This window comes from Bradyrhizobium sp. ISRA436 (genome assembly GCF_029910015.1).
Taxonomy (GTDB): Bacteria; Pseudomonadota; Alphaproteobacteria; order Rhizobiales; family Xanthobacteraceae; genus Bradyrhizobium.
In genome coordinates, this window is record NZ_CP094519.1 from 1,038,149 (window position 1) to 1,061,527 (window position 23,379).

Sequence of the window (23,379 nt, forward strand, 5' to 3'; positions counted from 1 at the left end):
CTTTTCGAACCGAAACGGACGTTCGGTGTATTCCCAAGGAAGGCGCGAAGCTCGGATTTTGGGGTGTTCCGCGCCTTGGACGCACGATAATCTGTCAGCCCGCTCCGAGGCGTATCGAGACGCAAATGGCTGAGACCGAGCGCAGGCTGATCGCGATTTTTGCGGCTGATGTCGAGGGATATAGTCGTCTGATGGGAGCTGATGAGGTCGGCACCCTCAGGGATTTGACAGAGCGGCGTGCCGTTCTCGACCAGTTGATTGCTTCTCATCGCGGCAGGATCGCGAACACCGCCGGCGACAGCGTGCTAGCGGCGTTCAGCAGCGCCGTCGATGCAGTTCAATGTGCGATCGAGGCGCAGGCCGCGCTGGCCAAAGCCAATGCTGGCCTGTCGCGTCAGATCAATTTCCGGATCGGAATCCACGTCGGCGACATCATGATCAAAGGAGGTGACCTCTTTGGCGATAGCGTCAACATCGCTGCACGATTACAAGCCCTCGCCAGCGCCGGCGGCTGCTGTATCTCCAGCGTTGCCTACGATCAGGTCAAAAAAATTCTTCCCCTGGAATTTACTGACCTTGGCGCCCAACAGGTCAAGAACATCGAGGAGCCGATCAGGGCTTATGCGGTCACCTCAAAGGGTGCGTCGACAGCGGACATAGCCAGTTTCGCGACACCGTCCGGCAGCAGCGGCCAGTTATCCCTGCCGGACAAACCATCCATAGCCGTGCTGCCGTTTCAGAACATGAGCGGCGATCCCGAGCAGGAATATTTCGCGGACGGAATCGTCGAAGACATCATCACTGCTCTATCGCGTTTCAAGTCGCTGTTTGTCATCGCGCGAAACTCGAGCTTCACGTTCAAGGGCAAGGCGGTCGACATCAAGAAAGTCGGTCGTGAGCTGGGCGTTCGTTATGTGCTCGAAGGCAGCATCCGCAAGGCCGGAGGAAGGCTCAGGCTAACCGGGCAGTTGATCGATGCCGCGAGTGGCGCGCATCTGTGGGCTGACAAGTTCGACGGATCGCTTCAAGATGTATTCGATCTTCAGGACAGGATCACCATGAGCGTGGTTGCCGCGATTGCACCCAGGCTCGACCAGGCCGAGATCGAGCGCTCCAAGCGAAAGCCGACCGAAAAGCTGGATGCCTATGATTACTATCTTCGTGGGTTGGCGGTCGTCGAAGGCGCAACCAAGGACGAGAACGAGGAAGCGCTCAGGCTCTTCTATAAGGCTATCGAGATCGACGCCAATTTTGCACTGGCACATGCGATGCTGGCGCGGTGCTTTACCTTACGAAAAGCAAACGGCTGGATGACCGATGTTACAAAAGAATCGGCAGAGACCACGAAGCTGGCTCGGCGGGCCGTGGAACTGGGAAGAGACGACGCGGCAGTTCTGTCGCGGGCTGGTTACGCTCTCGCGCGGGTCGCTTTCGAACCGGATGAAGGCGCTGACCTGATCGAACGGGCACTTGCGCTCAATCCGCATCTCTCCTCCGCGTGGCAATTCGGCGGCCTGCTCAAGGCATTCCGCGGAGAGCCGGAAACGGCAATTGAGCATTTGGCTCATGCCATGCGGTTGAGCCCGCTTGATCCGAGTCTCTACTCGATGCAGACGGCTACGGCGCTCGCCCATTTTGTTGCCGGCCGATACGACGAGTCGGTCTTGTGGGCTGAGAAAGCCTCGCGGGAAGATCCCAACTTCTTGCCCGCCATTAGAATTATCGCGACCAGCGCCGGAAATTCCGGGCAACTGGAGCGAGCCCGTAAAGCGGCGAAGCGAATGCTAGAAATCGATCCTACATTCAGAGTGTCCAGGTTGTCGGATCACGTGCCAATGCGGCGTCCCGAGGATCTTGCAAGATATGCGGAAGGCCTGCGACGCGCCGGATTACCGGAATAGTTCGCTGGCAAGCTAAGTTTTTGGGTATCCCGCCGTCGTTACGACGGTAGGCGAGCCCCTTCCGCTTATAGCCCCTAGCCGAACCACGCCGACCCTATTGTGATGTCGGCTATGGGCACCGCGCTTGTCTCGACCGCCGCTTCTGACCCTTGTCGGATGTCGGTGGGCCCGATTTGGCTATCCACCGTTGGCAGGTATCGCGGTCATTCGCCGGATCGGATGCCTTGCGGGTCAATGCCTCGGTGCGAGGCAACGTAGTCGATCTCGGCGCGCGTGGTTCCGATATCCATCAGATCCCTGTCGCTCAAGTTGGACAACGAGGCGCGCAATTTTTGGCGTTCGCGGCGCTCCCGATAGGCATTCCAATATTTCAGGAAGAGGCGGGCGACGTGCCGCGTCGATACGGATGTCCGGTTCAGCCACGCTGCGCCATGCGTCGTGCTCATTGCTGTGTCTCCTGGGACGGTGTTTTTCACCGGCATGAGGGTGCCGCGAGATCGGCGGGGATGCTTGACCGGCCGCTTACATTTTCCTCACCGACAGCTTATTCTTGCGATGTTCAGCGAGGCCAAAGCCCGGTTGTCGGGGGCTCTCGGCCAGGGGGATTTGCGTCTTGCGCTATCTCTTCGAGGAGTACGCATTCGACACCGACCGGCGCGAGCTGCATCGCGGGGCGGACGTCGTCTCCACCGCGCCGCAGGTGTTCGATCTGCTCGATTACCTGATCCGCAACAGGGAGCGCGTCGTCAGTAAAGTCGACCTCATCAATGCGGTCTGGAACGGACGCAGCGTGTCGGATGCAGCACTGACGACCCGGCTGAATGCCGCCCGAAGCGCAATCGGCGATTCCGGGGAGGGCCAGCGCTTGATCAAGACGCTGCCGCGCAAGGGATTCCGTTTCGTCGGACAGGTGCGGGAGGCGCCAGAAGCTGCGGATCGCAATCCCGGCGATGCGCCCGGGAGCGCTCCAGCGGTTCCCGACAAGCCCTCCATCGCGGTGCTGCCGTTCGAGAACATGAGCGGCGATCCCGAGCAGGAATATTTTTCCGACGGGATGGTCCATCACAGCGCTCTCCAGGTTCAGATCGCTGTTCGTCGTCGCCCGAAATTCGAGCTTCACCTTCAAGGGCCGAGCGGTCGATATCAAGGAAGTCGGGCGCAGGCTTGGTGTGCGGTACATCCTTGAGGGATCAGTGCGCAAGGCTGCGGGAAAGTCCGCATCACAGGACAGTTGATCGATGCTGTGACCGGCGCGCACATCTGGGCGGACAGGTTCGAGCGTGACCTGACGGACGTCTTCGCGCTTCAGGACGAAGTGACGGTAGCTGTTGTCTCAGCCATTCAGCCAAAATTGCTCCAAACGGAAATTGCGATGGCGGCGCGGCGCCGATCGGAGAACCTCACTGCCTATGATTTTTTCCTCCGAGCTATGCCGCAATATTACCTAGAAACGCGCGAAGGGATTGCCGAGGCGATAAGGCTGGCTCATCGCGCCTTGGAACTGGACCCTCGGTTCGGCTTTGCCGCTGCACTGGCCGGTGCCTGTCACATGAACAACGTCAACTGGGGCCACGCGACCGATCCGCAATTCGAGCGCAACGAAGCAATACGACTTCTTCGCTTGGCGTTGACCGTCGATGCTGGTGATCCTGAAATATTGGCGTGGGCTTCAGCGGTCTCAGCGTTCATGATTGGCGATCATGAAAGTGCGATCGAAATGGCGGACCGGGCGGCCGCGTTCAACCCAAATTCATTTCAAGCATGGCATTGCAGAGGATGGGTCTACAGAGTTGCGGGTCTGCCCGAGGAAGCGGTTCGGAGCTTTGAGCGTGCCATTCGCATGAGCCCGGTGGACCCGGTACTCTATAGGGCATTTGCCGGCATGGGCACGGCCTTTGTTGGGCTTCGTCGCTTTGAAGAGGCAATCGAGGCAGCAAAGAAGGCCGTACGTCAGAACCCGGAATATCCGATAGCATACCTCTGTCTTGCGCTGCATTTGCGCATCTTGGACGTGACGCTGAGGCGCGTCAGGCGGCGGCTCGTCTGATTGAGATCGATCCTGCCTTTACCGTATCTGCGCGGTTCGCCCGGGGCGGACCGTCAAACGCGAGGCTGCTGATGGAGGGTCTTCGGAAGGCGGGGTTGCCCGAATGAGCGCGCGCCCGTCCAACCCGACGAGGTGATTGAATAGACCCTTTTTGCTGCGGCGCATGAGTCTGCATCTGGCCCATAGCTGAATCCCCCTTTTGGCCATCGGCACGTCGGCTGGTCGGCGATGAGCGGATTTCGAGCAATTCGGCCGTCATCGGCAGCGTTGACCCGAAACGGTCGTCGGCCATGCCGGACAGCGGCTCAACATACTGCTATAAGCGTTGAGCTTCCTAAGATGCTGTCAGGGCAACTTGCCTGAGCGCAGCCGAGCCTGCGGTCGATTGCCCGACGTTATCCGCGTATTCTCGCCCTTCGATGGGTTTGATGGTTCTGGGAAATGACTTCAACAGCGCAGGATACGGAGCGACATTGACGTAGAGGGGGCGGCGTTGTCGAATATTATCAAGGAATTGCAGAGCGGTATCACACGCAAGAGCGCCGGCAGACGCCCCTTTCCGTGCATTCGAGATCTCCTCGCCGACCATGCGGAAAATGCGCCGGAGCGCCACGCCATTCTGGCTCCCGCACGCCTCCCGATGACGTATGGCGCGCTGTGGACGCAGGCCAACGAAGTGGTTTTCGGGTTGCGGAGCATCGGCGTGCGCCGAACCGACAGGGTCGCGGTGGTGTTGCCGGACGGACCGGAGGCTGCGGTAGCGGCGATCACGGTTGCAGCCGGCGCGGTTTGTGTGCCTCTCAATCCGGGTTTCACCTGCGATGAATACCAGCGTTATTTCGGCGAATTGCACCTGGCCGCGCTCTTGACGCACGCTGACTTGAATTCGGCCAGCCGACGCGCCGCGCGCATCCAGGGCGTGCCCGTGATCGATGTGTCGATGCGGCCCAACGAGGCGGCCGGCGCGTTCAGTGTTGTCGATCCGTCACCGCAACTCCCGGCTGGCGACGAGTTTGCGCCCAGCGCTGACGACGCGTTCATCCTGATGACATCAGGCAGCACGTCGCGGCCCAAAACGGTCCCTCTGACCCATGCGAGCGTCTGTCTGTCGGCCGACAACGTTGGCGCCGCCTTGGAGCTTGAGGCTCGCGACCGATTGCTGAACGTGCTGCCTCTCTTTCATGGGCACGGCTTGATCTCGGGACTTCTGGCCGCGCTTGCGGCAGGCTCCAGTGTGGTCTGTCCGCCCGGCTTCGATGCAACAGCGTTCTTCGGCTGGCTGACGGAGTTTCGACCAACCTGGTACACGGCGGTACCGGCAATCCATCGCGCGCTATTGGCGGCGGCGGATCCCTACAGGCAGGCTGCGCAGCGGTCCTCCTTGCGGCTCGTTCGTTCGGCTTCGACGTCTCTGTCGTCGGAAGTGCTCGACGGACTGGAAGCATTGTTTGGTGTTCCCGTTATCGACACCTATGGCATGACGGAGGCCGCCACCCAGATCGCTGCAAATCCCTTGCAGCGGCGAAAGCGCGGTTCAGTCGGTCGGCCGGCCGGCCCCGAGATCCGGATACTGGACAATGGAGGTCGTCGCTTGCCATCCGGCAAACGTGGAGAGATCGCGCTGCGAGGTCCCACGATAACCAGGGGGTACGACAATGATGCCGCCGCTACCGCGTCCGCATTTCAGGACGGCTGGTTCCGGACCGGCGACCTCGGATACCTGGATGCCGACCGGTATCTCTTCGTCGTCGGTCGCATCAAGGAGATCATCCATAAGGGCGGGCAGAAGGTTGCCCCCGCCGAAGTAGAGGGCGCCCTGCTGAGCCACCCGGATGTGATCGAAGCCGCTGTTTTCCCCGTCCCCCATGAGCGACTCGGCGCGGACGTCGCCGCCGCTGTCGTGCTGCGTCAGGACGCAAAGGTCAACGCACAAAGTCTCCGAGACTTTGTCCGAGGACGCCTGGCAGGGTTTAAGGTCCCTGGCCTCATCCTGATTGTGCCGGAGATCCCGAAAGGCGCCGGCGGGAAGATCAAGCGTAATGAACTTGCCGCCCGCTTCTCAAAGACTCGACCAATCCAGGACGGCGGCAAGGGAGTTGCGCCCAGCTCTGAGTTGGAGCGTCAACTGGCCGGTATCTGGGAGGACATCCTGGAGATCGATCAGATCAGCGTTGACCAGGATGTCTTCGCGCTCGGGGTGGATTCACTTGCCATGACGCAGATGATTTCGCGTGTGGAAGAGCGCTTCGGCATCACCCTGTCATTCGAGCATATCTTCAATTCGTCGACCGTTGCGGCTCTTGCGCTTCGCCTTGACTCATCAAAAGAGCGCGCTGGCTCGTTAGCGCGCCCGCACGATCCGCCAATGGAGATCTCGCCCGCTGATGGAGATGGCCCACAGCCGGTGTCCATCGTGCAGGAGCGCATGCTACGCATCGAGCGAAAAATACCCGGATTACCCCAGTTCAACCTGCCGTTCGCTTATCGATTGCAGGGCCGACTAAACATTCCCGTGCTCGAGCGGAGCCTTGCCGAGGTCGTGCGTCGGCACGACATGCTGCGCACGGTGTTTATCTGGCAGGATGAGGTCCCTCTCGCTCGCATCGTGCCGGACGTCGATGTCAGATCAATCATGATCGTGAAGGATTATGCAGCTCCGGCGCATGCCGGAGATGCCCGGGCCAAGGAACTTCTGCTGGCAAAGGTGAAGTTGGAAGCCGAGCAGGACTCCTTGGCGCCGATCGACATGAACAATGCGCCACTGTTCCGGGCCTATGTCTTCCGGCTCGACGCCAGGGACCATGTTTTGCTTCTGGTCATGCACGATATCATCATTGATGGCTGGTCGATGGTGATCTTCATGGAGGAGCTTTTGGAGATCTATGCCGCTTCGCTTGCCGGTGCGAAGGCGCAGCTGCCCGAACCATCCTTTCAGTTTTCCGACTTCGCTCGCTGGCAGCGTTTGTGGTCCAGCACCGAGGAAGCAAACAGACAGTTCGCTTACTGGAAGCGGTGCCTCGACAAAGCCTCACCGCCATTTGCGGCCCCGAAAAGCAGCGTTGGCGGCGAATTGACCTCGCGCGTTCTCCAGGAACCATTTCAAATATCGAACAATCTGGTGACGCAGCTGAGCGCCATGAGCCGCGACCGGGGCGTAACTCTGTTCATGAGTTTACTCGCCGGTTTCAAGACCCTGCTGTTGCTCCGGAGCGAACGCAACGACATTTGCGTAGCGACTTTGATGGCCAATCGGCCTCAACTCAGGACAGAACGCGTGATCGGTCCGTTCGCGAACACAACGATCATCCGCACCCAACTTGATGCTGATCTGACCTTTAGCGAAGCGCTTAATCGCGTGCGCAAGGCCGTCCTGGAGGCTTACGCCAGACAAGAGCTTCCCTTCGATATCATTGCCAGCCGACTGGCGGAAGAAACCGGCTTGTGCCCGGCATCACTCGTGCAGGTTTATTTCGTTCTCCAGGTTGCGTTCCGCCGAGCGCTCCAGCTGCCCGATCTGACGGTTCGGCCGTTCGGCTACCAGGAAGAACGGTCTGTCATGCCGATCGATCGCGCTTGGCTTTCGATAACCCTCAAGGACACCCCGTCGGGGATTACCGGCATATGCGGGCGTAAGGACGACTTGTTCGAGCCAAACACCGTCCAGAATTGGATTACCGATTACACGGCAATCTTGGCCAATGCGGCCGCAAACCCCAACGAGCAGCTTAGTCGATTGATTGATCCTTGAAACGACCAGGTCAGTCGCACCAAGCCGGTGAAAAAATGCAACGCCTTGTGCCGGTGTCCTGCCATGCGCAAGGTCGCCAAAGATTCGTGCGATCCGAGTATCATCCAGCTTGATTATACACCGGAAATTGCCGACAATTCAGCCGTGTACTGGACAAGGGATTGATCAAATCTAGTTTTGCCACTTGGAGGCGGCGATGTGTAGATTTGCAGTGGATCTCATCGACTTCGAGGAATTGACCGCGGCGCAAAGGAAAGCACTGCTGAAGGACCTACAGAAGCGCAGGGATGCTCTGCAAGCGCAGCTGAAGGGTGTCAATGAATCGCTGAAGGGCGTCAACCAAGCGCTCAAGACGGTCCAGAAAGTATCAAAGCGCCGTTAGTGCCCGGGCCGCCGGCGCCCGACAAGGCTGCAATCTGGTCTCCGTGCTTCATCCGTGCAGGGGCTCCGTGATCGGAGCTCGAGGCAGCCGCCAAACATGGGGTTGCCAAATGCGGAAAAGACTGCGGAGCGCCTGACCAAAGGGCACGCAAAATCGACGCTGCTCTGGACGGGTCAGGGTTGAATTCCGAGCACCTTAAGTATTGGCGCCCACCGGGTCATCTTGCGAGGCTTCCTTCATGTATTCAGCAAGATGCGCGGCAGCGTCTTTTCTCGTGACAGCAACGTGTGAGAAGGTCCCCAAAATTCCGATGGGCACGAGTTCGCTTTGAGGAGACGTTCTGAGCGACGACGTGGAGGACATGAACAAGAATGTCTGATACCAACGGCCCCCGGATTTGACTCACATTTGGGATTTCCAAATCAGTGAGTTTCTGAATCGATGTTGCTGCGTAGACAGGAGCAATATCGATGGGGGCAGCGGTAGCGATTACGCGGCTTGATTTGACCGCGGGCGAGCTTCGGAAGGCGGCGCGCAGAGAGAAGAATAGTACGGTAGCGCGGCGGATATTGGCGCTTGCGCTTGTGCTGGAGGGCGCGGACCGCAAGAAGGCAGCCGAAAGTTGCGGGATGGATCGTCAGACCCTGCGGGACTGGGTGCATCGTTATAACGCCGAAGGCTTGGCGGGACTGCGGTCGCGCAAACCGACGGGACCGCGGTCGCGGCTGACGACAGAGCAGCAGGCCGAATTGGCCGCGTTGGTCGAGGCCGGTCCCGATCCTGAGCAGCATGGGGTCGTACGTTGGCGGCGGGTGGATTTGCGCGACGAGCTTGAGCGGCGGTTTGGCGTCAAACTGCACGAACGTTCGGTCGGCAAGGTTCTGGCCAAGCTCGGGTACCGCCGGCTCTCGGTGCGGCCGCGCCATCCGCAAGCCGATGAAGCGGCTCAGGAAGCGTTCAAAAAAACTTTGCTACGACCCTCACGACAACGCTCCCCGCTCACGCCCAAGGCAAGCCGATCGAAATCTGGTTCCAGGACGAGGCGCGGATCGGCCAGCAGGGCACGCTGACACGCGTGTGGGCCAAGCGTGGCTCACGGCCTCGCGCGCCGCGCGATCGACGTTACGATTGGGCTTATCTCTTCGGTGCCGCCTGTCCTCAACGGGGCGTCGCCGCGGGTCTTGTCATGCCGACGGCAAATGCAGAGGCGACGTCACTGCATTTGGAGGCAATCAGCCGCAAAGTTGCACCCGACGCACATGCCGTTCTCGTCTTCGACGGCGCCGGCTATCACAGTGCCGGCACCGTCCGAGCTCCGGAAAATATCACTCTGTTACAGCTGCCGCCTTATGCGCCCGAGCTCAATCCGATTGAAAACGTCTGGCAGTACCTGCGCGCCAACAAGCTCGCCATCACCGTCTTCGACGACTACGACGATATCGTCGCCAAGACCTGCGAAGCCTGGAACTTCTTCGCAAATGATCCAGGTCGCATCGCCTCAATCACAAGCCGCACTTGGGCAACAGTCAATCCTTAGGGCCATTGGTATGAGTCCCCTTTTGCCGAAGTACCCAATCCGCCGCTATCGGCCCTCCCGCACCAGGTCGATTTTCCACGATCGTCGAGGTTCGCGTAATCTGCTTCTGGCTGCGGTTGAAGAGGTTCCCCCTGCCGCAAATCCCACAACCAATGTAATCCTGCCAAGCGCGGCGAGAAATAGCGGCGTGAGTCTCGTCATGCGCCGATCCCATTTTTGGCGAGTATCAACTCTAAGACGCGTCTTTCAAGGGCGCAGCCTCTGAAAGAACGTCATCTGACCGGCTTCGTGCTCTCCGGCGCACTGCGGGCGCCCATCCGTCCGCGAATCGCACGCGGTTCGCCATCAAAACAGGCAGAATTCGATACCGAGGTCGATCTCGCCGATCTCGTACGCGGGCTGGCACGGCCTGAAGGACACCAGTGTTCGGAGCCCGATAGACACCTCCTGCTTCTGACAATAGACTCTAATTAAAGATCGGATCGGATCAGGGCGCGCTTTTATGGCCGCAGACCGTGTGGAACGGCGACTGAGTGCTATTTTCGTGGCCGATGTGGCTGGCTACAGCCGCCTAATGGGTGCTGATGAGGAAGGTACGCACGCCCGGCTGAACGAACATCTGTCCGCGCTCCTCCATCCCGAGATCGAAAAGCACGGCGGGCGGCTCATCAGAAGCGCCGGCGACGGAATATTGGTGGAGTTTGCCAGCGTGGTCAGCGCGATGCGGTGCGCCGTTGCGATACAGCGTGGCATGATCACCCGAAACACCGATGTACGAATTGAGAAACGGATCGAGTTCCGCATTGGCATCAATGCCGGCGACATCATTATAGAAGACGGCGATATCTTCGGGGACGGGGTGAATGTTGCGGCTCGGCTCGAGGCGCTTTGCGAGCCGGGCGGCATCTGCGTGTCGCAACGCGTGCGAGAAGATACGCAGGATAAGCTTGACGTCGAATTCGAAGATAGTGGCGAGCATCAACTGAAGAACATTGCGCGGCCGGTGCGGGTCTATCGCGTGTCGTTCGGCAACGCTGTGGCGCGGCCGGCGCTTGCGCTTCCCGACAAGCCATCGGTCGCTGTCCTGGCTTTTGAGAATATGAGTCGCGACCCGGAGCAGGAGTACTTTGCGGATGGAATTTCGGAAGACATTATTACCGAGTTGTCCCGCTTCTCCGACTTGTTCGTGATCGCCCGCAATTCGAGTTTTCGATACAAGGGCAGAGCGGTTGATTTGCGTCAGGTGGGTCGAGAACTCGGCGTTCGCTATGTTCTGGAGGGCAGCGTTCGTCGGGGCAATGACCGAGTTCGGATCACGGCGCAGCTGATTGATGCTGCAAGTGGCGTCCACCGCTGGGCCGAGCGCTATGATCAGAAGTTAAAGGATGTATTTGCGATCCAGGACGACGTTGCGCGGACGATCGCCGCAATTCTGGTCGCGCATGTGAACATGGCGGAAGCCGAACGCGCCTTGCTCAAGCCGCCCGCGACTTGGCAGGCCTACGATCACTACATGCGCGCGGCTGCGGCCTGGATATCGTTCCAGTCCTCGTGGCAAATGCCGGAATTATTGAGGACACGAGGGCATCTTGCGGATTCGCTGGCCATCGATCGGAAATATGCCCGTTGCTATGCAATGCTGGCTAGCACTCACCGGGTGGCTTGGCTCAATCCCCTGAACGATGAATATTTGAGCCCGACTATCCTTGACCTGGCCATCAAATTGGCGCGCACGGCAATCGCGCTCAATCCGAGCCTGCCCGAAGCCTATGCCGAATTGGGCTATAACATCATCCGGAAGCGTGACTTCGACGCAGCGACTGCCGCTGCCGAAAGAGCGCTTGCGCTAAACCCCAATTTCGCGGATTACCGCCTTGCGCAAATATTTTACTCGGTGGGAGAGCCGGCCAGAGCTATTGCCATCGCCAAGTTGCAAATGCGCCTTGATCCATTCCATCCGCATTTTGCGCCGTTGATGGCCGGCGTAGCTCACTACTACCTCAAAGAGTACCACGATGCCCAACATTGGTTGACTGAAGCGATTGGCCGCGCGCCCAATCACCAGTATGGCCACGCCTTCTTGGCCGCGACGTACGCTCAGCTGGGACGAATGGAAGATGCTCGTGCAGAGGCAAGCGAGGTTCTACGCCTGAATCCAAGGTACAGCATCAGCGGCACCCAGAAGCAGGTATCCATTCTCAAACGCGCCGAAGACTTGGAGCACCTGGTTGACGGGCTACGAAAGGCCGGCCTTCCACCATAGTCTTGGCGAATGCGCCGCGGCGAGACAGCAGTCCGCCATCTTGCGCGGGGGGCGCTCGAGGGTACTAAAAGTACAGGCGGGAGGCCAGCGCCCAATTTCAGATAGTTAGGCTACCGCTTCTTCCATCCACCCCGCTTGCCCGGCGCGCCGCCGCTGGAGCGCGGCGAGGGGCCGAATTCGGGGCCTGACTGGCGGGAGTCAGTCGGCTGGATGATCCGGCTGGTCGTGCCGAACGGCTTGGTCGGCAACACGCCGCTCGCGCGGAAGGGCAGCGATTCCGGGCCGTGCATCTCGTCGAGATCGGGCTTGTGCACCCGTGAGCCGCCCTTGCCGCCGCGGCTCGCCTTGATGGAGGTCGCGGCGGACTTGTTCTTCAGTGCGCTGACCGGCAGGTTCGCGGCCTCGCCGTATTTCTTGCTGCCGACATAGGCGCCGGCGCGGCTCTGCACGGCCTTCTGCTTGGCGGTGGGGTCGTCGACCACGGCCATTTCGGTGGCGCGCAGCCGCTTGACCTCGTCGCGCAGGCGGGCGGCTTCCTCGAAATTCAGGTCGGCGGCGGCCTCGCGCATCCGCGTTTCGAGGTCGTTGAGCACGGCCTCGAAATTGTGCCCGATCGAGATCACGTCGTCGGCGACGCCGCCGTCGCCGATCTCGACCAGCACGTGGTCGCGCTCGTAGACGGAGTTGAGGATGTCGCCGATCGACTTCTTCACGCTCTCCGGCGTGATGCCGTTGGCCTTGTTGTACTCGACCTGCTTCTCGCGACGGCGCGTGGTCTCGGCCATCGCACGCTCCATCGAGCCGGTCATGCTGTCGGCGTAGAGGATCACCTTGCCGTCGACATTGCGCGCGGCGCGGCCGATGGTCTGGATCAGCGAGGTCTCGCTGCGCAGGAAGCCTTCCTTGTCGGCGTCGAGGATCGCGACCAGCGCGCATTCGGGAATGTCGAGGCCCTCGCGCAGCAGGTTGATGCCGACCAGCGCGTCGAAGGCGCCGAGGCGCAAGTCGCGGATGATCTCGATGCGCTCGATGGTGTCGATGTCGGAGTGCATGTAGCGGACGCGGATGCCCTGCTCGTGCAGATATTCGGTGAGGTCCTCCGCCATGCGCTTGGTCAGCACGGTGATCAGCGAGCGATAGCCGGCCGCCGCGGTGGCACGCACCTCGCCGACGAGGTCGTCGACCTGGGTGCGGGCAGGGCGGATGTCTACGGGAGGATCAATAAGCCCGGTCGGGCGGATCACCTGCTCGACGAACACGCCGCCGCTTTCGTTCAGCTCCCAGCCGCTTGGCGTCGCCGACACCGCAATCGTCTGCGGCCGCATCATGTCCCATTCCTCGAAGCGGAGCGGGCGGTTGTCCATGCAGGAGGGCAGGCGGAAGCCGTATTCGGCGAGCGTCGCCTTGCGGCGGAAGTCGCCGCGGAACATGCCGCCGATCTGCGGCACGGTGACGTGGCTCTCGTCGGCGAACACCAGCGCGTTGTCGGGCACGTATTCGAACAGCGTCGGCGGCGGCTCGCCGGGACGGCGCCCGGTGAGATAGCGCGAATAGTTCTCGATGCCGGCGCAGCTTCCGGTCGCCTCCATCATTTCGAGATCGAAGGTGGTGCGCTGCTCCAGCCGCTGCGCCTCCAGCAGGCGGCCCTGGTCGTTGAGCTGGTCGAGGCGCTGCTTCAGCTCTGATTTGATCGACTTGATCGCCTGCACCAGCGTCGGGCGCGGCGTCACATAGTGCGAATTGGCGTAGACCTTGATGAATTCGAGCTCGTCCTGCTTGTGGCCGGTGAGCGGGTCGAACTCCTCGATATTCTCCACGACGTCGCCGAACAGGTTCACGCGCCAGGCGCGATCCTCATAGTGCGCCGGGAAGATGTCGATGACGTCGCCGCGGACGCGGAAGGTGCCGCGGGTGAATTCGGCCTGGGTGCGCTTGTACTGAAGAGCCACGAGGTCGGCGATCAGCTGCCGCTGGTCGATCCGCTCGCCCTTCTTCAGCGCGAAGGTCATCGCGGTGTAGGTCTCGACCGAGCCGATACCGTAGATGCACGACACCGAAGCCACGATGATGACGTCGTCGCGCTCGAGCAGCGCGCGCGTCGCGGAGTGGCGCATGCGGTCGATCTGCTCGTTGATCGAGGAATCCTTCTCGATATAGGTGTCGGTCCGGGGCACATAGGCCTCGGGCTGGTAGTAGTCGTAATAGGAGACGAAGTACTCGACCGCGTTGTCGGGGAAGAAGTTCTTGAACTCGCCGTAGAGCTGCGCGGCCAGCGTCTTGTTCGGCGCCAGGATCAGCGCCGGGCGCTGCGTGGCCTCGATCACCTTGGCCATGGTGTAGGTCTTGCCCGAGCCGGTGACGCCGAGCAGCACCTGCGTCCGGTCGTTGCGGTTGATGCCTTCGACCAGCTCGGCGATCGCGGTCGGCTGGTCGCCCTTGGGCTCGTAGGACGACTTGATCTCGAACCGCACGCCGCCTTCGGATTTCTCCGGGCGCGGCGGCCGATGCGGCGTCCACACCCTCATGGAGCCGTCTTCCCTGCGGAATTCGGGGCGTCCGTCGCGGATCAAATTCTCCAGCGCGTCGGCGGTCGCCTTGACGCCGAGCGCTTCCATCTTGCTGCGCGGGGGCCGCGCCAGTGCCTCTTCGTCGTCCTCGGCGGTCGGCAGACCGAGCTGCCGCGCCAGCTCCGGATCGAGGGTCGGGACGGTGGCGGAGGTGCCGTAATTGGCCTGCGGCGCCTCCTCGAGGCCGGCGGCGTCGCGCCTGGCGACCTGTTCGCTCGTCCCCCGCGTCGACGCCCGCGCGCGGTGCGCGGCGGCCTCGCCGCCGGAGCGGCGGTCCCAGGAATTGTCCGGCGGCGGCTGCAATCCGGTGCCGGAGCCCATGCCGGCGTCACCGCGATTGATCGCGGGATTGAGCAATTCGGCGAGCGCGGGTCCGATCGGTTGGACCTCAGGCCGGTGCGCTTTGGATCTGGGGGATTTGCCGGGCTTTTTCGGAGTGCTTGGTGTCTTCGCCATGGCCGGAATATGGGACGAGTCCGGCAGCGAGAAAAGGGCAAAGGACGAGAGGACTTAAACGCGGTTCTGCTGTCAGCAGATGTCAGTAGACGGAGTCCCGGGCGTTACGCCCGGGGCCCGTCGACAATGTCCATATGGATCGCGCCGCAGCCGGCGCAGCGCATGGTCCAGTATTCGGCGGCGCGGCCGGGAATGGCGCGCAGCAGTTCGAGCTCCGCCGCGCAGTCCGGGCAGCTCGTTCTCACCTGCGGCGGCCGCACCGGTTCGGGCGCCGGCTGCGGGACTAGGGCGACCAGGGCGTTGCCTGTCAGGACGGTACTGTCGCGCCCGATCGCCACTGGAACCGGTCGATATGCTTCTTGGCGTCGGCTATCGCTGCATCCTGATCGGACCAGGCAAAGCCGATGTCGAGCGTCGGAAACGAGATTCCATCGATGACGACCGGCTTTTGATCGACCCGTTGAATCCTGGCGTGCCATTGCCCTGCCCCCACCTCGAACGACTTGATCTGAAAACCGCCGTAAATCACGTGCGACCTCCGGGATTCTTCTGCACCGATCGAAGCACACGGGCGCTGCGCCAAATGTGAACGAGTTCACAAGCGGCGTTTTTTTGTGCGGGGCAGCAGTGGAGCTATGGCTTGCGCCAAGCCGGCGCGTCGAACGCGTCAACCGGCGCTGCGCGCGCCGGTGCGCCGTGCCGCAGGCTCGGCTGCGGCGCGGATGATCCAGCGGCGGAACGCGGCGAAGTCGCGCTGCTCGGCGTGGAAGCCGCGGTAAACGAGATACCAGCGCATGCCTTTCGGCACGCTGCGCGCAAACGGCGCTACCAGCCGGCCCGCGGCGAGGTCGTCGTCGATATAGGGCCGGATGCCCATCGCAATCCCGAGCCCGTCGACCGCGGCCTGCAGCGCCTGACCGTAGAACTGGAATTCCGGCCCGCGCGCGGTGAGCCGCGGCACGCCGGCGGCCTTCAGCCATGACGGCCAGTCATCCGGCGAATGCGCGACGCGGATCAGGCTCGGGCCCTTGAGATCGGCGGGACGCTTCAGTCCGTTGGCGAGCCGCGCCGTGCATACCGGCAAGAGGTCGGCGGCAAACAGCGGCTCGGCGACCAGGCCCGGCCATTGGCCGTCGCCGAGCTGGATGCCGCAGCTCCAGTCGTCGGCGAACGGCACTTGCATGCCGCCGGTGGTGATCCGCACCTCGATGTCGGGCTCCTGTTTGTGGAAGTCGGCGAGGTGCGGGATCATCCACTTCATCGCGAAGGTCGGTCCGACCCCGACGGTCAGCACGCGCGCGCTCGCGGACGCGGTGACCTGCGCGGTCAGGCTCGCCAGCGCGTCGAAGATCGGCGTCAGCCCGCTCTGGTAGGCGCGGCCCGCCTGTGTGGTGACGAGCCGGTTCGCCTTGCGCTCGAACAGCGCGACGCCGAGCCGCTCTTCCAGAAGATGCACCATCCGGCTGATCGCCGCGGCCGAGACGTTCAGCTCGTGGCCCGCGCCGGCGAAGCTGCCGGTGCGCGCCGCGGCCTCGAACGCCTTGATGCCGTTGAGAAAGAGCAATCGCCGCATGCATGACCCTCAGGAAAGCTGATGCAAGGGCAAGATAACTCAGTTTGCGCCGATGATCCAAGCGCGGGAGAACGATGGCATACTGACTCAGCGCCGAAACGGAGAAGATGATCAGGCCTGCGCGGCGCGGTATGCTTGCCGCAGACAGGAGACGTACGATGGCGGAGACGACGGATGCCCTGGTGCTCGATCTCGTGGAGTGGATCGCGCGAAAGCCCCGGCCCTATGCCGAGGTGATCGAAACCTGGCGGACCTCATGCCCGCGATTGACGATCTGGGAGGACGCGGTCGATCGCGGCTACGTCGCGCGCCGCCCCTCGATCGAGGGCATGCGGGTGACCGTGACCGAAAGCGGCGAGCGATTCCTGCGCGAGCACGGCCGCATCCATTGATAGTGTAGCGGCGAAAAATCCGTCACCTCTCCCACAAGAGGGGGAGAGGTGGACCGATCGCGCATCAGGAATTGTTCGATGACTACCAAGTCATCGCCGGCTCCGTGAGCCGCGGCCTTGGAGATTGCGCGGCCTGCAGATCACATTCGCGCGCGATGCAATGCGCGCGCCATTGACTCGCCTGCAGCTTTGCGCCCAAATTCATGCAATCGCATCTTCTTTCGCGGCGCATGCGCGTGCGCACCCCAATGCAGGATCGTCCCCATGATCGACCTTCACTACTGGACCACGCCGAACGGCCACAAGATCACGATGTTCCTCGAAGAGACCGGGCTTGAGTACAAGATCTTCCCGGTGAACATCGGCAAGGGTGATCAGTTCAAGCCGGAGTTCCTGGCGATCGCGCCGAACAACCGCATCCCCGCCATCCTCGATCATGCGCCGAAGGGCGGCGGCAAGCCGATTTCGATCTTCGAATCCGGCGCGATCCTGCTCTATCTCGCCGAAAAGACCGGCAAGTTCCTGCCCGCCGATCTCCATGGCCGCTACGACGCGATCCAGTGGACGTTCTGGCAGATGGGCGGGCTCGGGCCGATGGCCGGCCAGAACCACCACTTCCGCAACTACGCGGTCGAGAAGCTGCCTTACGCGATCGACCGCTACGTCAACGAGACCAACCGGCTCTACGGCGTGCTCAACAAGCGCCTTGCCGACCGCGAATTCATCGCCGGCGACTACTCGATCGCCGACATGGCGAGCTATCCCTGGGTCGTGCCCTACAAGAACCAGGGCCAGAACATCGACGATTTCCCGCATCTGAAGCGCTGGCTGGAGACCATCGGCAAACGTCCCGCGACCGAGCGCGCCTATGCCAAGGCGAAGGAGGTCAACCCGAATTTCGGCCAGCCCGCGATCCGCACCGAGGAAGAGCGCAAGCTGTTGTTCGGACAGACCGCGGCGGTGGTGCGGTAGGACGCAACCTTTCCCGTCATTGCGAGGAGCCAACGGGTCGCGCGAATGCGCGCCCGATGACAGGCTCCGCGACGAAGCAATCCATCTCTCTGTACGCGGATCGATGGATTGCTTCGCTTCGCTCGCAATGACGATAGTGGGTGCCGGCGCGCTCACGCCCCGACATACTTCGCCGCCCGCCGCTCTTTCCACGCCGCCAAGCCTTCTGCGAGGTCGCGGCTCGGCACCAGCGCGGCGAACTGCTCGCTTTCGACCAGCAGACCTTCAGCAATCGGCATGTTGAGCCCGCGCGTCACCGCGGTGATGACGCTGCTGACGGCACCTGGCGAATGCCTGACGATGCGGCCGGCCAGCTCGCGGGCGGCGTTCAGCAACTGATCGTGCGGCACGACGCTGTTGACGAGTCCGATCTCGCGCGCATGCTCCGGCGAGAACAGATCGCCGGTCAGCAGCAACTCGAGCCCGCGCTTGCGCCCCGCCAGCCGCGGCAGCCGCTGCGTGCCGCCGAAGGTCGGCGGCATGCCGAGCTTGATCTCGGGCTTTGCGAACAGCGCGCGATCACTGGCGATGGCGAGGTGCACGGCTTCGGTGATCTCGCAGCCGCCGCCGAAGGCAAGCCCGTTGACGGCGGCGATCACGGGTTTCCGGAACGCCTCGAGCCGCGCGGTCATCGCTTGGCCGCGGCGCACGAAATCGCGCACCGCGATCGCTGAGCCCTGTTTTACGCTATCAGAGAATTCGTGGATGTCGGCGCCGGCGGAGAAGGCGCGCTCGCCCGCGCCGGTCAGGATCACGGCACGCACCGCCGCATCGCCCTCGATGCGGTCGAGCGCCGCCATCAAATGGTCGATCAGCTGGTAGCTCAGCGCGTTCAGCTGCGCGGGGCGGTTCAGCGTGATGAGGGCGATCCCGTCGTCGATGTCGAGCAGGATGGGGGCGGTCATGATGCGGTCTCCGGCATTGACGTATGTGCTGGAAGCGACTGTAGGGGGCGCCGCGATTTGTGTATATTCACTGGTTGGTATACATACGCCGCATGCCCAGACCCTCCGAGCCCACCCGCGAGCGCATCATCCAGGCGGCAAGCGCGCTGTTCTACAATGAAGGCATCCGGCGCGTGAGTGTCGACGAGGTGGCGGCCAGGGCCGGCCTCACCAAGCGCACGCTGTATTATCACTTCAGGAGCAAGGACGATCTCGTCGCCGCCTATCTCGCCGCGCGCGACCAGCCCAACCTCGCGCTGTTCCGGAAATGGTTTGCGGAAGCCGACGGCCGCTTGCCCGTGAAGGTCGAGGCGATCTTCCGCAATCTTGCGCGCTCGGCGCGACATCCGAAGTGGAAGGGCTGCGGCTTCCTGCGCACCTCGGCCGAGCTCGCCAACATGCCCGGCCATCCCGCGATCAAGATCGGCGCCGCGCACAAGAAGAGGTTCGAGGACTGGCTGCGCGCGACCTTCGCAGCGGAGGGCATTGCCGATCCGCTGCGGCTCGCGCGGCAGATGCTGTTGCTGCTGGATGGCTCGTTCGCCGTCGTGCTGCTGCATCGCGACGCGAGCTACATGGAGACCGCGGGCGAGGCGGCGCGGTCCCTGGTCGAGGCGGCGCTGGCGGGACGACGAGGCAAGCGTTAGCGTCGCGAGATGCATTGTACGTCATTGCGAGGAGCAACGCGACGAAGCAATCCACGGCCGCATACGCGGACGGATGGATTGCTTCGCTGTCGCTCGCAATGACGGTTACGATGGAGCGCTGAGGCCACCACGCGCGCGCAGCATCGCCAGCACCGCGTTGAGGTCCGGCAACACCGCCGCGCATTTCGCGCGCGTCTCCTCGGTCGGCGGCGCCATGTCGGGGACCATCAGCGTGATGGCGCCGGCGGCGTGCGCCGCCGCGACGCCGTGGTAGGAATCTTCCACCGCGACGCAGGCCTGCGGCGCCACGCCGAGCTGGGCGGCCGCCCTCAGATAGAGCTCCGGGTCCGGCTTGCCGTGCGTGACGTCGTCGAGCGTCAGGAGCGTGTCGAAACGCTCGCGGATGCCGGCGAGGGTGAGGTTGCGCTCGGCCGAGCGCCGCGACGACGAGGTGACGATCGCCATCGGGCGATCGGCGGCGGCGAGCGCGTCCAGCAGCGGCAGCGTGCCGGGCTTGAGCGGCAGGCCCGATCGCATCATCGCGTCGCGATGGTCGAGGAAGGCGAGATTAATCTCGGCGAGCGGAAAGTCCGCGCCGTAGCGGTCGACCAGCAACGCCTCGCAGGCCGGTCCGGGCAGGCCGACCATGGAATGGCAGAGCGCGACGACGCCGTCGTCGTAGCCGCAGCCGTTCAATGCGGCGACCAGGCTGTCGAAATAGACCTTCTCGGAATCGAGCAGGGTGCCGTCCATGTCGAGCAGGACGGCGTCGACGGTCCAACGCTCGCTCACGTCGCACCCACGCTTGCGTGTTGTTCCGCCAGTTTCCGCAAGCATGCGGGGCACAGGCAATCGCCCCCCTCGGCCGGCATCGGCAGCCGAAAGCTCTCGTCGGAACACCAGCACGGCCCCCCGAGCGTACAGGAGAATTCGGTGCCGCATTTCGCGCAGGCGAGGCGGCGCGGGGAGAAATTTTCAGACGGATCCGTCATGACGAGAGGCGCATTCCTAACCGCGATTTAATCAACGAATTAATCTCGGGTTCATCTCGAGCCGCGCTATGATCCCGCGCAGATATAGCCGGGATATGCCGCCAAGGGAATTCAGATGGCCCGTGATTCGCAAGCCGCCCTGGTTGCCCTCAATCGTTTCGGGTTTGGCGCGCGCGGCGGCGCATCCGGCGACTTCATCAACGCAGCGTCCGATCCGCGCGGTTTCGTGATGGCGGAACTGGCGCGCCCGAACGGCGCGTTGCTCGAAGTCCCCGGGCTGCTCTCGACGCCCGAGCTCGGCAAGCAAGTGTTCGACTATCAATTCGAAATCCGCAAGGCGCGCGAGTCGGCGAAGGCCGCGAAGTCCGCTGCAACCGAGACGCCGCCGCCGTCGGATGCAACGCGGCCGCAGCGGCGCAATCTCTCGCTGCCCAGCGCCGCCAAGGAGATCGCGGCGAAGGATCCTGCGATGCAGGCGCCGGCGCGGACGGCCGACAATGCCAATGCCGCGATGGCGCCGGCTGAGATGCCGCCCGCGGCCAATCCACAGAAGCCGCCGGCAAAGCCGCTCAACATCATCCAGAAGACGTTCCGCGCCGAGGCCCTGGCGCGGCTGCAGCGCGGCGTGGTCGCCGATTGCGGCTTTGTCGAGCGGCTCGTGGTGTTCTGGTCCAATCATTTCTGCATCTCGGCCAACAAGGGCGCGCTGGCGCGGATGTGGGCGGGCTCGTTCGAGCGCGAGGCGATCCGCCCGCATGTGCTCGGCCGTTTCGCCGACATGCTGCAGGCCGTCGAGCAGCATCCGGCGATGCTGTTCTTCCTCGACAACCAGCAATCGCTGGGCCCGGACTCCCGCGCCGGCATCAACCGCCACCGCGGCCTGAACGAGAACCTGGCGCGCGAGATCATGGAGCTGCACACGCTCGGCGTCGGCGGCGGCTACACGCAGGACGACGTGACGTCGTTTGCGCGGGTGATCACGGGGTGGACCTTTGCCGGCCGCAAGGGCCAGCTCGGCGCGCCCGGCAGCTTCGTGTTCAATGCCAATGCGCACGAGCCGGGCCCGCAGCTTGTGCTCGGCAAGACCTATGCGCAGAACGGCATCGCGCAAGGCGAGGCGGTGCTATCAGATATCGCGCGGCACCCGTCGACGGCGAGGTTCATCGCCACCAAGCTTGCCCGCCATTTCGTTGCCGACGATCCGCCGCCGGCGCTGGTTACGCGGTTGCAGGACGTCTTCACGAAGACCGGTGGCGACCTCAAGGCGCTCGCCACCGCGCTCGTCCAGTCCGACGAGGCCTGGCAGGCCCCGCTGACCAAGATGCGCAGCCCTTACGATTTCCTGATCGCGACCGGCCGTCTGCTGGCGCGCACCCCCGATGATCCCGGCCGCTATCTCAACGGCCTCAACGTGCTCGGCCAGCCGCTGTGGACGCCTGCCGGCCCGAACGGCTTTCCCGATACCAGCGCGGCCTGGGCTGCGCCGGAGGGGCTCAAGCTGCGGCTCGATATCTCCGCGCAGCTCGGCGCCACGCTCGGCGACCGGCTCGACCCGCGCGACCTGCTCGAGCTCGTCGCCGCTGAAGCCGCGTCGGCGGAGACGCGGCGCACGGTCGAGCGCGCGGAATCGCGCCAGCAGGCGCTGGCGCTGCTGCTGATGTCGCCGGAATTCCAGAGGAGATGACGATGGGGTGCTGTGAGAGCCTGATGATCCAGGCGACATCGCGCCGCACGCTGCTGCTTGGCGGCGCCTCCTTTGCCGCCTGGGCCTACTTGCCGAAATTCGCGCGCGCGGCCGATGGACGTGATCCGCGGCTGGTCGTCGTGATCCTGCGCGGCGCGCTCGATGGGCTCGCCACCGTCGCTCCGGTCGGCGATCCCGATTATGCCGGACTGCACGGTGCGCTCGCGCTGAAGGCCGATGGGCCGAACGCGGCGGTGATGCTCGATCCGTTCTTCGGCCTGCATCCGGCGATGCCGGAATTCGCACGGATGTATCGCGCCAGGCAGGCCGCAGTGGTCCATGCGGTTGCGACCTCCTATCGCGACCGCTCGCATTTCGATGGGCAGGACGTGCTCGAGAGCGGCTTCCCCGGGCCGGGCCGCGTGCAGTCCGGCTGGCTCAACCGCGCGCTGGAGGCGCTGCCGAAGGGCGAGCGGGTGACGAGCGCACTCGCGGTCGGCCCGACCACGCCGCTGGTGCTGCGCGGCGCCGCGCCGACCGTCGGATGGGCGCCGGTCGCGCTGCCGCAGGCCGCCGACGACACCGCGATGCGGCTCGTCGATCTCTATCAGCACCGCGATCCCGCGCTGGCGAGCGCGCTGACGCAGGGTCTGCAGCTGGAGAAGCAGGCGCAGGGCTCCGACATGAAGCCGAAGCCCGGCATGAACGGCATCGGCGCGATGCGGCTGGTGGCGCGCGGCGCGGCCAAGCTGATGGCGGCCGACGACGGCCCGCGTATCGGCGCGCTCGCCTTCGACGGTTGGGACACCCATGCCAATGAGGGCGGTCCGGTCGGGCGTCTCGCGCAATTGCTCGGCGGCCTCGACGGCGCGCTGGCGGAGTTCGAGAGCGGCTTAGGGGATCGCTGGCGCGACACCGTGATCGTGGTCGCCACCGAGTTCGGCCGCACTGCGCGCATCAACGGCACCGAGGGCACCGACCACGGCACCGGCACCGTCGCGCTGCTCGCCGGCGGCGCGGTGAAGGGCGGCCGCATGATCACGGACTGGCCCGGCCTCAAGGTAGCCAATCTCTACCAGGCCCGCGACCTCGCCCCGACCACCGACCTGCGCGCGGTGATCAAGGGCGTGCTGCACGACCAGCTCGGCATCGGCGAGCGGGCGCTGGCCGAGACGGTGTTTCCGGACAGCGCGCCGGTGAAGCCGATGAAGGGGCTGGTGGTGTAAACCCGAACC

19 protein-coding genes are annotated in these 23,379 nt (G+C 63.3%); 12 read left to right on the forward strand and 7 right to left on the reverse strand.

The window, feature by feature from the left end; genetic code table 11:
- The first annotated feature begins 125 nt into the window (after positions 1-125).
- Complete coding sequence (locus MTX23_RS04905) at positions 126-1,901, forward strand: adenylate/guanylate cyclase domain-containing protein (RefSeq protein ID WP_280975504.1); 1,776 nt, start codon at positions 126-128, stop codon at positions 1,899-1,901.
- Positions 1,902-2,104: 203 nt separating this feature from the next.
- On the opposite strand, the gene MTX23_RS04910 is transcribed toward MTX23_RS04905, so the two are convergent.
- Positions 2,105-2,347, reverse strand: coding sequence for a DUF1127 domain-containing protein (locus MTX23_RS04910; protein WP_280975505.1), 243 nt, complete (start codon positions 2,345-2,347; stop codon positions 2,105-2,107).
- Positions 2,348-2,514: 167 nt separating this feature from the next.
- Here MTX23_RS04910 and MTX23_RS04915 point away from each other — a divergent pair, with 167 nt between their 5' ends.
- The 6 genes from MTX23_RS04915 to MTX23_RS04940 all read left to right on the forward strand — a co-directional run bounded on the left by MTX23_RS04915 (position 2,515) and on the right by MTX23_RS04940 (position 11,878).
- The gene (locus tag MTX23_RS04915; RefSeq protein WP_280975506.1) at positions 2,515-3,087 is read left to right on the forward strand and encodes a transcriptional regulator; all 573 of its coding nucleotides are present in this window, start codon (positions 2,515-2,517) and stop codon (positions 3,085-3,087) included.
- Between the two features lie 45 nt (positions 3,088-3,132).
- Positions 3,133-3,948, forward strand: coding sequence for a tetratricopeptide repeat protein (locus MTX23_RS04920; protein WP_280975507.1), 816 nt, complete (start codon positions 3,133-3,135; stop codon positions 3,946-3,948).
- Between the two features lie 493 nt (positions 3,949-4,441).
- Positions 4,442-7,696 (forward strand): AMP-binding protein, encoded by a 3,255-nt coding sequence (locus MTX23_RS04925; protein ID WP_280975508.1) that lies wholly within the window; start codon positions 4,442-4,444, stop codon positions 7,694-7,696.
- A gap of 211 nt (positions 7,697-7,907) precedes the next feature.
- Positions 7,908-8,078 (forward strand): hypothetical protein, encoded by a 171-nt coding sequence (locus MTX23_RS04930; RefSeq protein ID WP_168388462.1) that lies wholly within the window; start codon positions 7,908-7,910, stop codon positions 8,076-8,078.
- A gap of 470 nt (positions 8,079-8,548) precedes the next feature.
- Positions 8,549-9,615, forward strand: a protein-coding gene (locus MTX23_RS04935; RefSeq protein ID WP_280971795.1) for an IS630 family transposase whose coding sequence is annotated in 2 segments (ribosomal slippage) — positions 8,549-9,035 and positions 9,035-9,615 — 1,068 coding nt in all. Because the reading frame shifts where the segments join, the coding sequence is not laid out codon by codon here.
- A gap of 502 nt (positions 9,616-10,117) precedes the next feature.
- Positions 10,118-11,878 (forward strand): adenylate/guanylate cyclase domain-containing protein, encoded by a 1,761-nt coding sequence (locus tag MTX23_RS04940; RefSeq protein WP_280975509.1) that lies wholly within the window; start codon positions 10,118-10,120, stop codon positions 11,876-11,878.
- A gap of 110 nt (positions 11,879-11,988) precedes the next feature.
- Here the strand turns inward: MTX23_RS04940 and uvrB are convergent, their stop codons facing one another.
- From uvrB to MTX23_RS04960, 4 genes are all read right to left on the reverse strand, one after another.
- Positions 11,989-14,901, reverse strand: coding sequence for an excinuclease ABC subunit UvrB (gene uvrB, locus MTX23_RS04945; protein ID WP_280975510.1), 2,913 nt, complete (start codon positions 14,899-14,901; stop codon positions 11,989-11,991).
- A gap of 104 nt (positions 14,902-15,005) precedes the next feature.
- Complete coding sequence (locus MTX23_RS04950) at positions 15,006-15,146, reverse strand: hypothetical protein (RefSeq protein WP_280975511.1); 141 nt, start codon at positions 15,144-15,146, stop codon at positions 15,006-15,008.
- 62 nt (positions 15,147-15,208) lie between these two features.
- Positions 15,209-15,430, reverse strand: a complete 222-nt coding sequence (locus MTX23_RS04955) for a hypothetical protein (protein WP_280975512.1) — start codon at positions 15,428-15,430, stop codon at positions 15,209-15,211.
- Between the two features lie 138 nt (positions 15,431-15,568).
- The gene (locus MTX23_RS04960; RefSeq protein WP_280975513.1) at positions 15,569-16,474 is read right to left on the reverse strand and encodes a LysR substrate-binding domain-containing protein; all 906 of its coding nucleotides are present in this window, start codon (positions 16,472-16,474) and stop codon (positions 15,569-15,571) included.
- A gap of 158 nt (positions 16,475-16,632) precedes the next feature.
- Here MTX23_RS04960 and MTX23_RS04965 point away from each other — a divergent pair, with 158 nt between their 5' ends.
- Both MTX23_RS04965 and MTX23_RS04970 read left to right on the forward strand, forming a co-directional pair.
- Positions 16,633-16,866 (forward strand): hypothetical protein, encoded by a 234-nt coding sequence (locus MTX23_RS04965; RefSeq protein ID WP_280975514.1) that lies wholly within the window; start codon positions 16,633-16,635, stop codon positions 16,864-16,866.
- 264 nt (positions 16,867-17,130) lie between these two features.
- Positions 17,131-17,838, forward strand: coding sequence for a glutathione binding-like protein (locus tag MTX23_RS04970; RefSeq protein ID WP_280975515.1), 708 nt, complete (start codon positions 17,131-17,133; stop codon positions 17,836-17,838).
- Between the two features lie 152 nt (positions 17,839-17,990).
- Here MTX23_RS04970 and MTX23_RS04975 read toward each other — a convergent pair whose 3' ends face one another.
- A complete protein-coding gene (locus tag MTX23_RS04975; protein WP_280975516.1) occupies positions 17,991-18,782 on the reverse strand; it encodes a crotonase/enoyl-CoA hydratase family protein in 792 nt (263 codons plus the stop codon).
- A 92-nt stretch (positions 18,783-18,874) separates the two neighbouring features.
- Between MTX23_RS04975 and MTX23_RS04980 the strand changes: the two genes are divergently transcribed.
- The gene (locus MTX23_RS04980) at positions 18,875-19,468 is read left to right on the forward strand and encodes a TetR/AcrR family transcriptional regulator (protein WP_280975517.1); all 594 of its coding nucleotides are present in this window, start codon (positions 18,875-18,877) and stop codon (positions 19,466-19,468) included.
- Positions 19,469-19,573: 105 nt separating this feature from the next.
- Here MTX23_RS04980 and MTX23_RS04985 read toward each other — a convergent pair whose 3' ends face one another.
- A complete protein-coding gene (locus tag MTX23_RS04985; protein WP_280975518.1) occupies positions 19,574-20,260 on the reverse strand; it encodes an HAD family phosphatase in 687 nt (228 codons plus the stop codon).
- A 315-nt stretch (positions 20,261-20,575) separates the two neighbouring features.
- Here MTX23_RS04985 and MTX23_RS04995 point away from each other — a divergent pair, with 315 nt between their 5' ends.
- Positions 20,576-22,144, forward strand: a complete 1,569-nt coding sequence (locus MTX23_RS04995) for a DUF1800 family protein (RefSeq protein WP_280975520.1) — start codon at positions 20,576-20,578, stop codon at positions 22,142-22,144.
- On the forward strand, positions 22,141-23,370 hold the full coding sequence (locus MTX23_RS05000; protein WP_280975521.1) for a DUF1501 domain-containing protein: 1,230 nt from the start codon (positions 22,141-22,143) through the stop codon (positions 23,368-23,370). The genes MTX23_RS04995 and MTX23_RS05000 overlap by 4 nt, the downstream gene beginning before the upstream one ends.
- Positions 23,371-23,379: the final 9 nt, after the last annotated feature.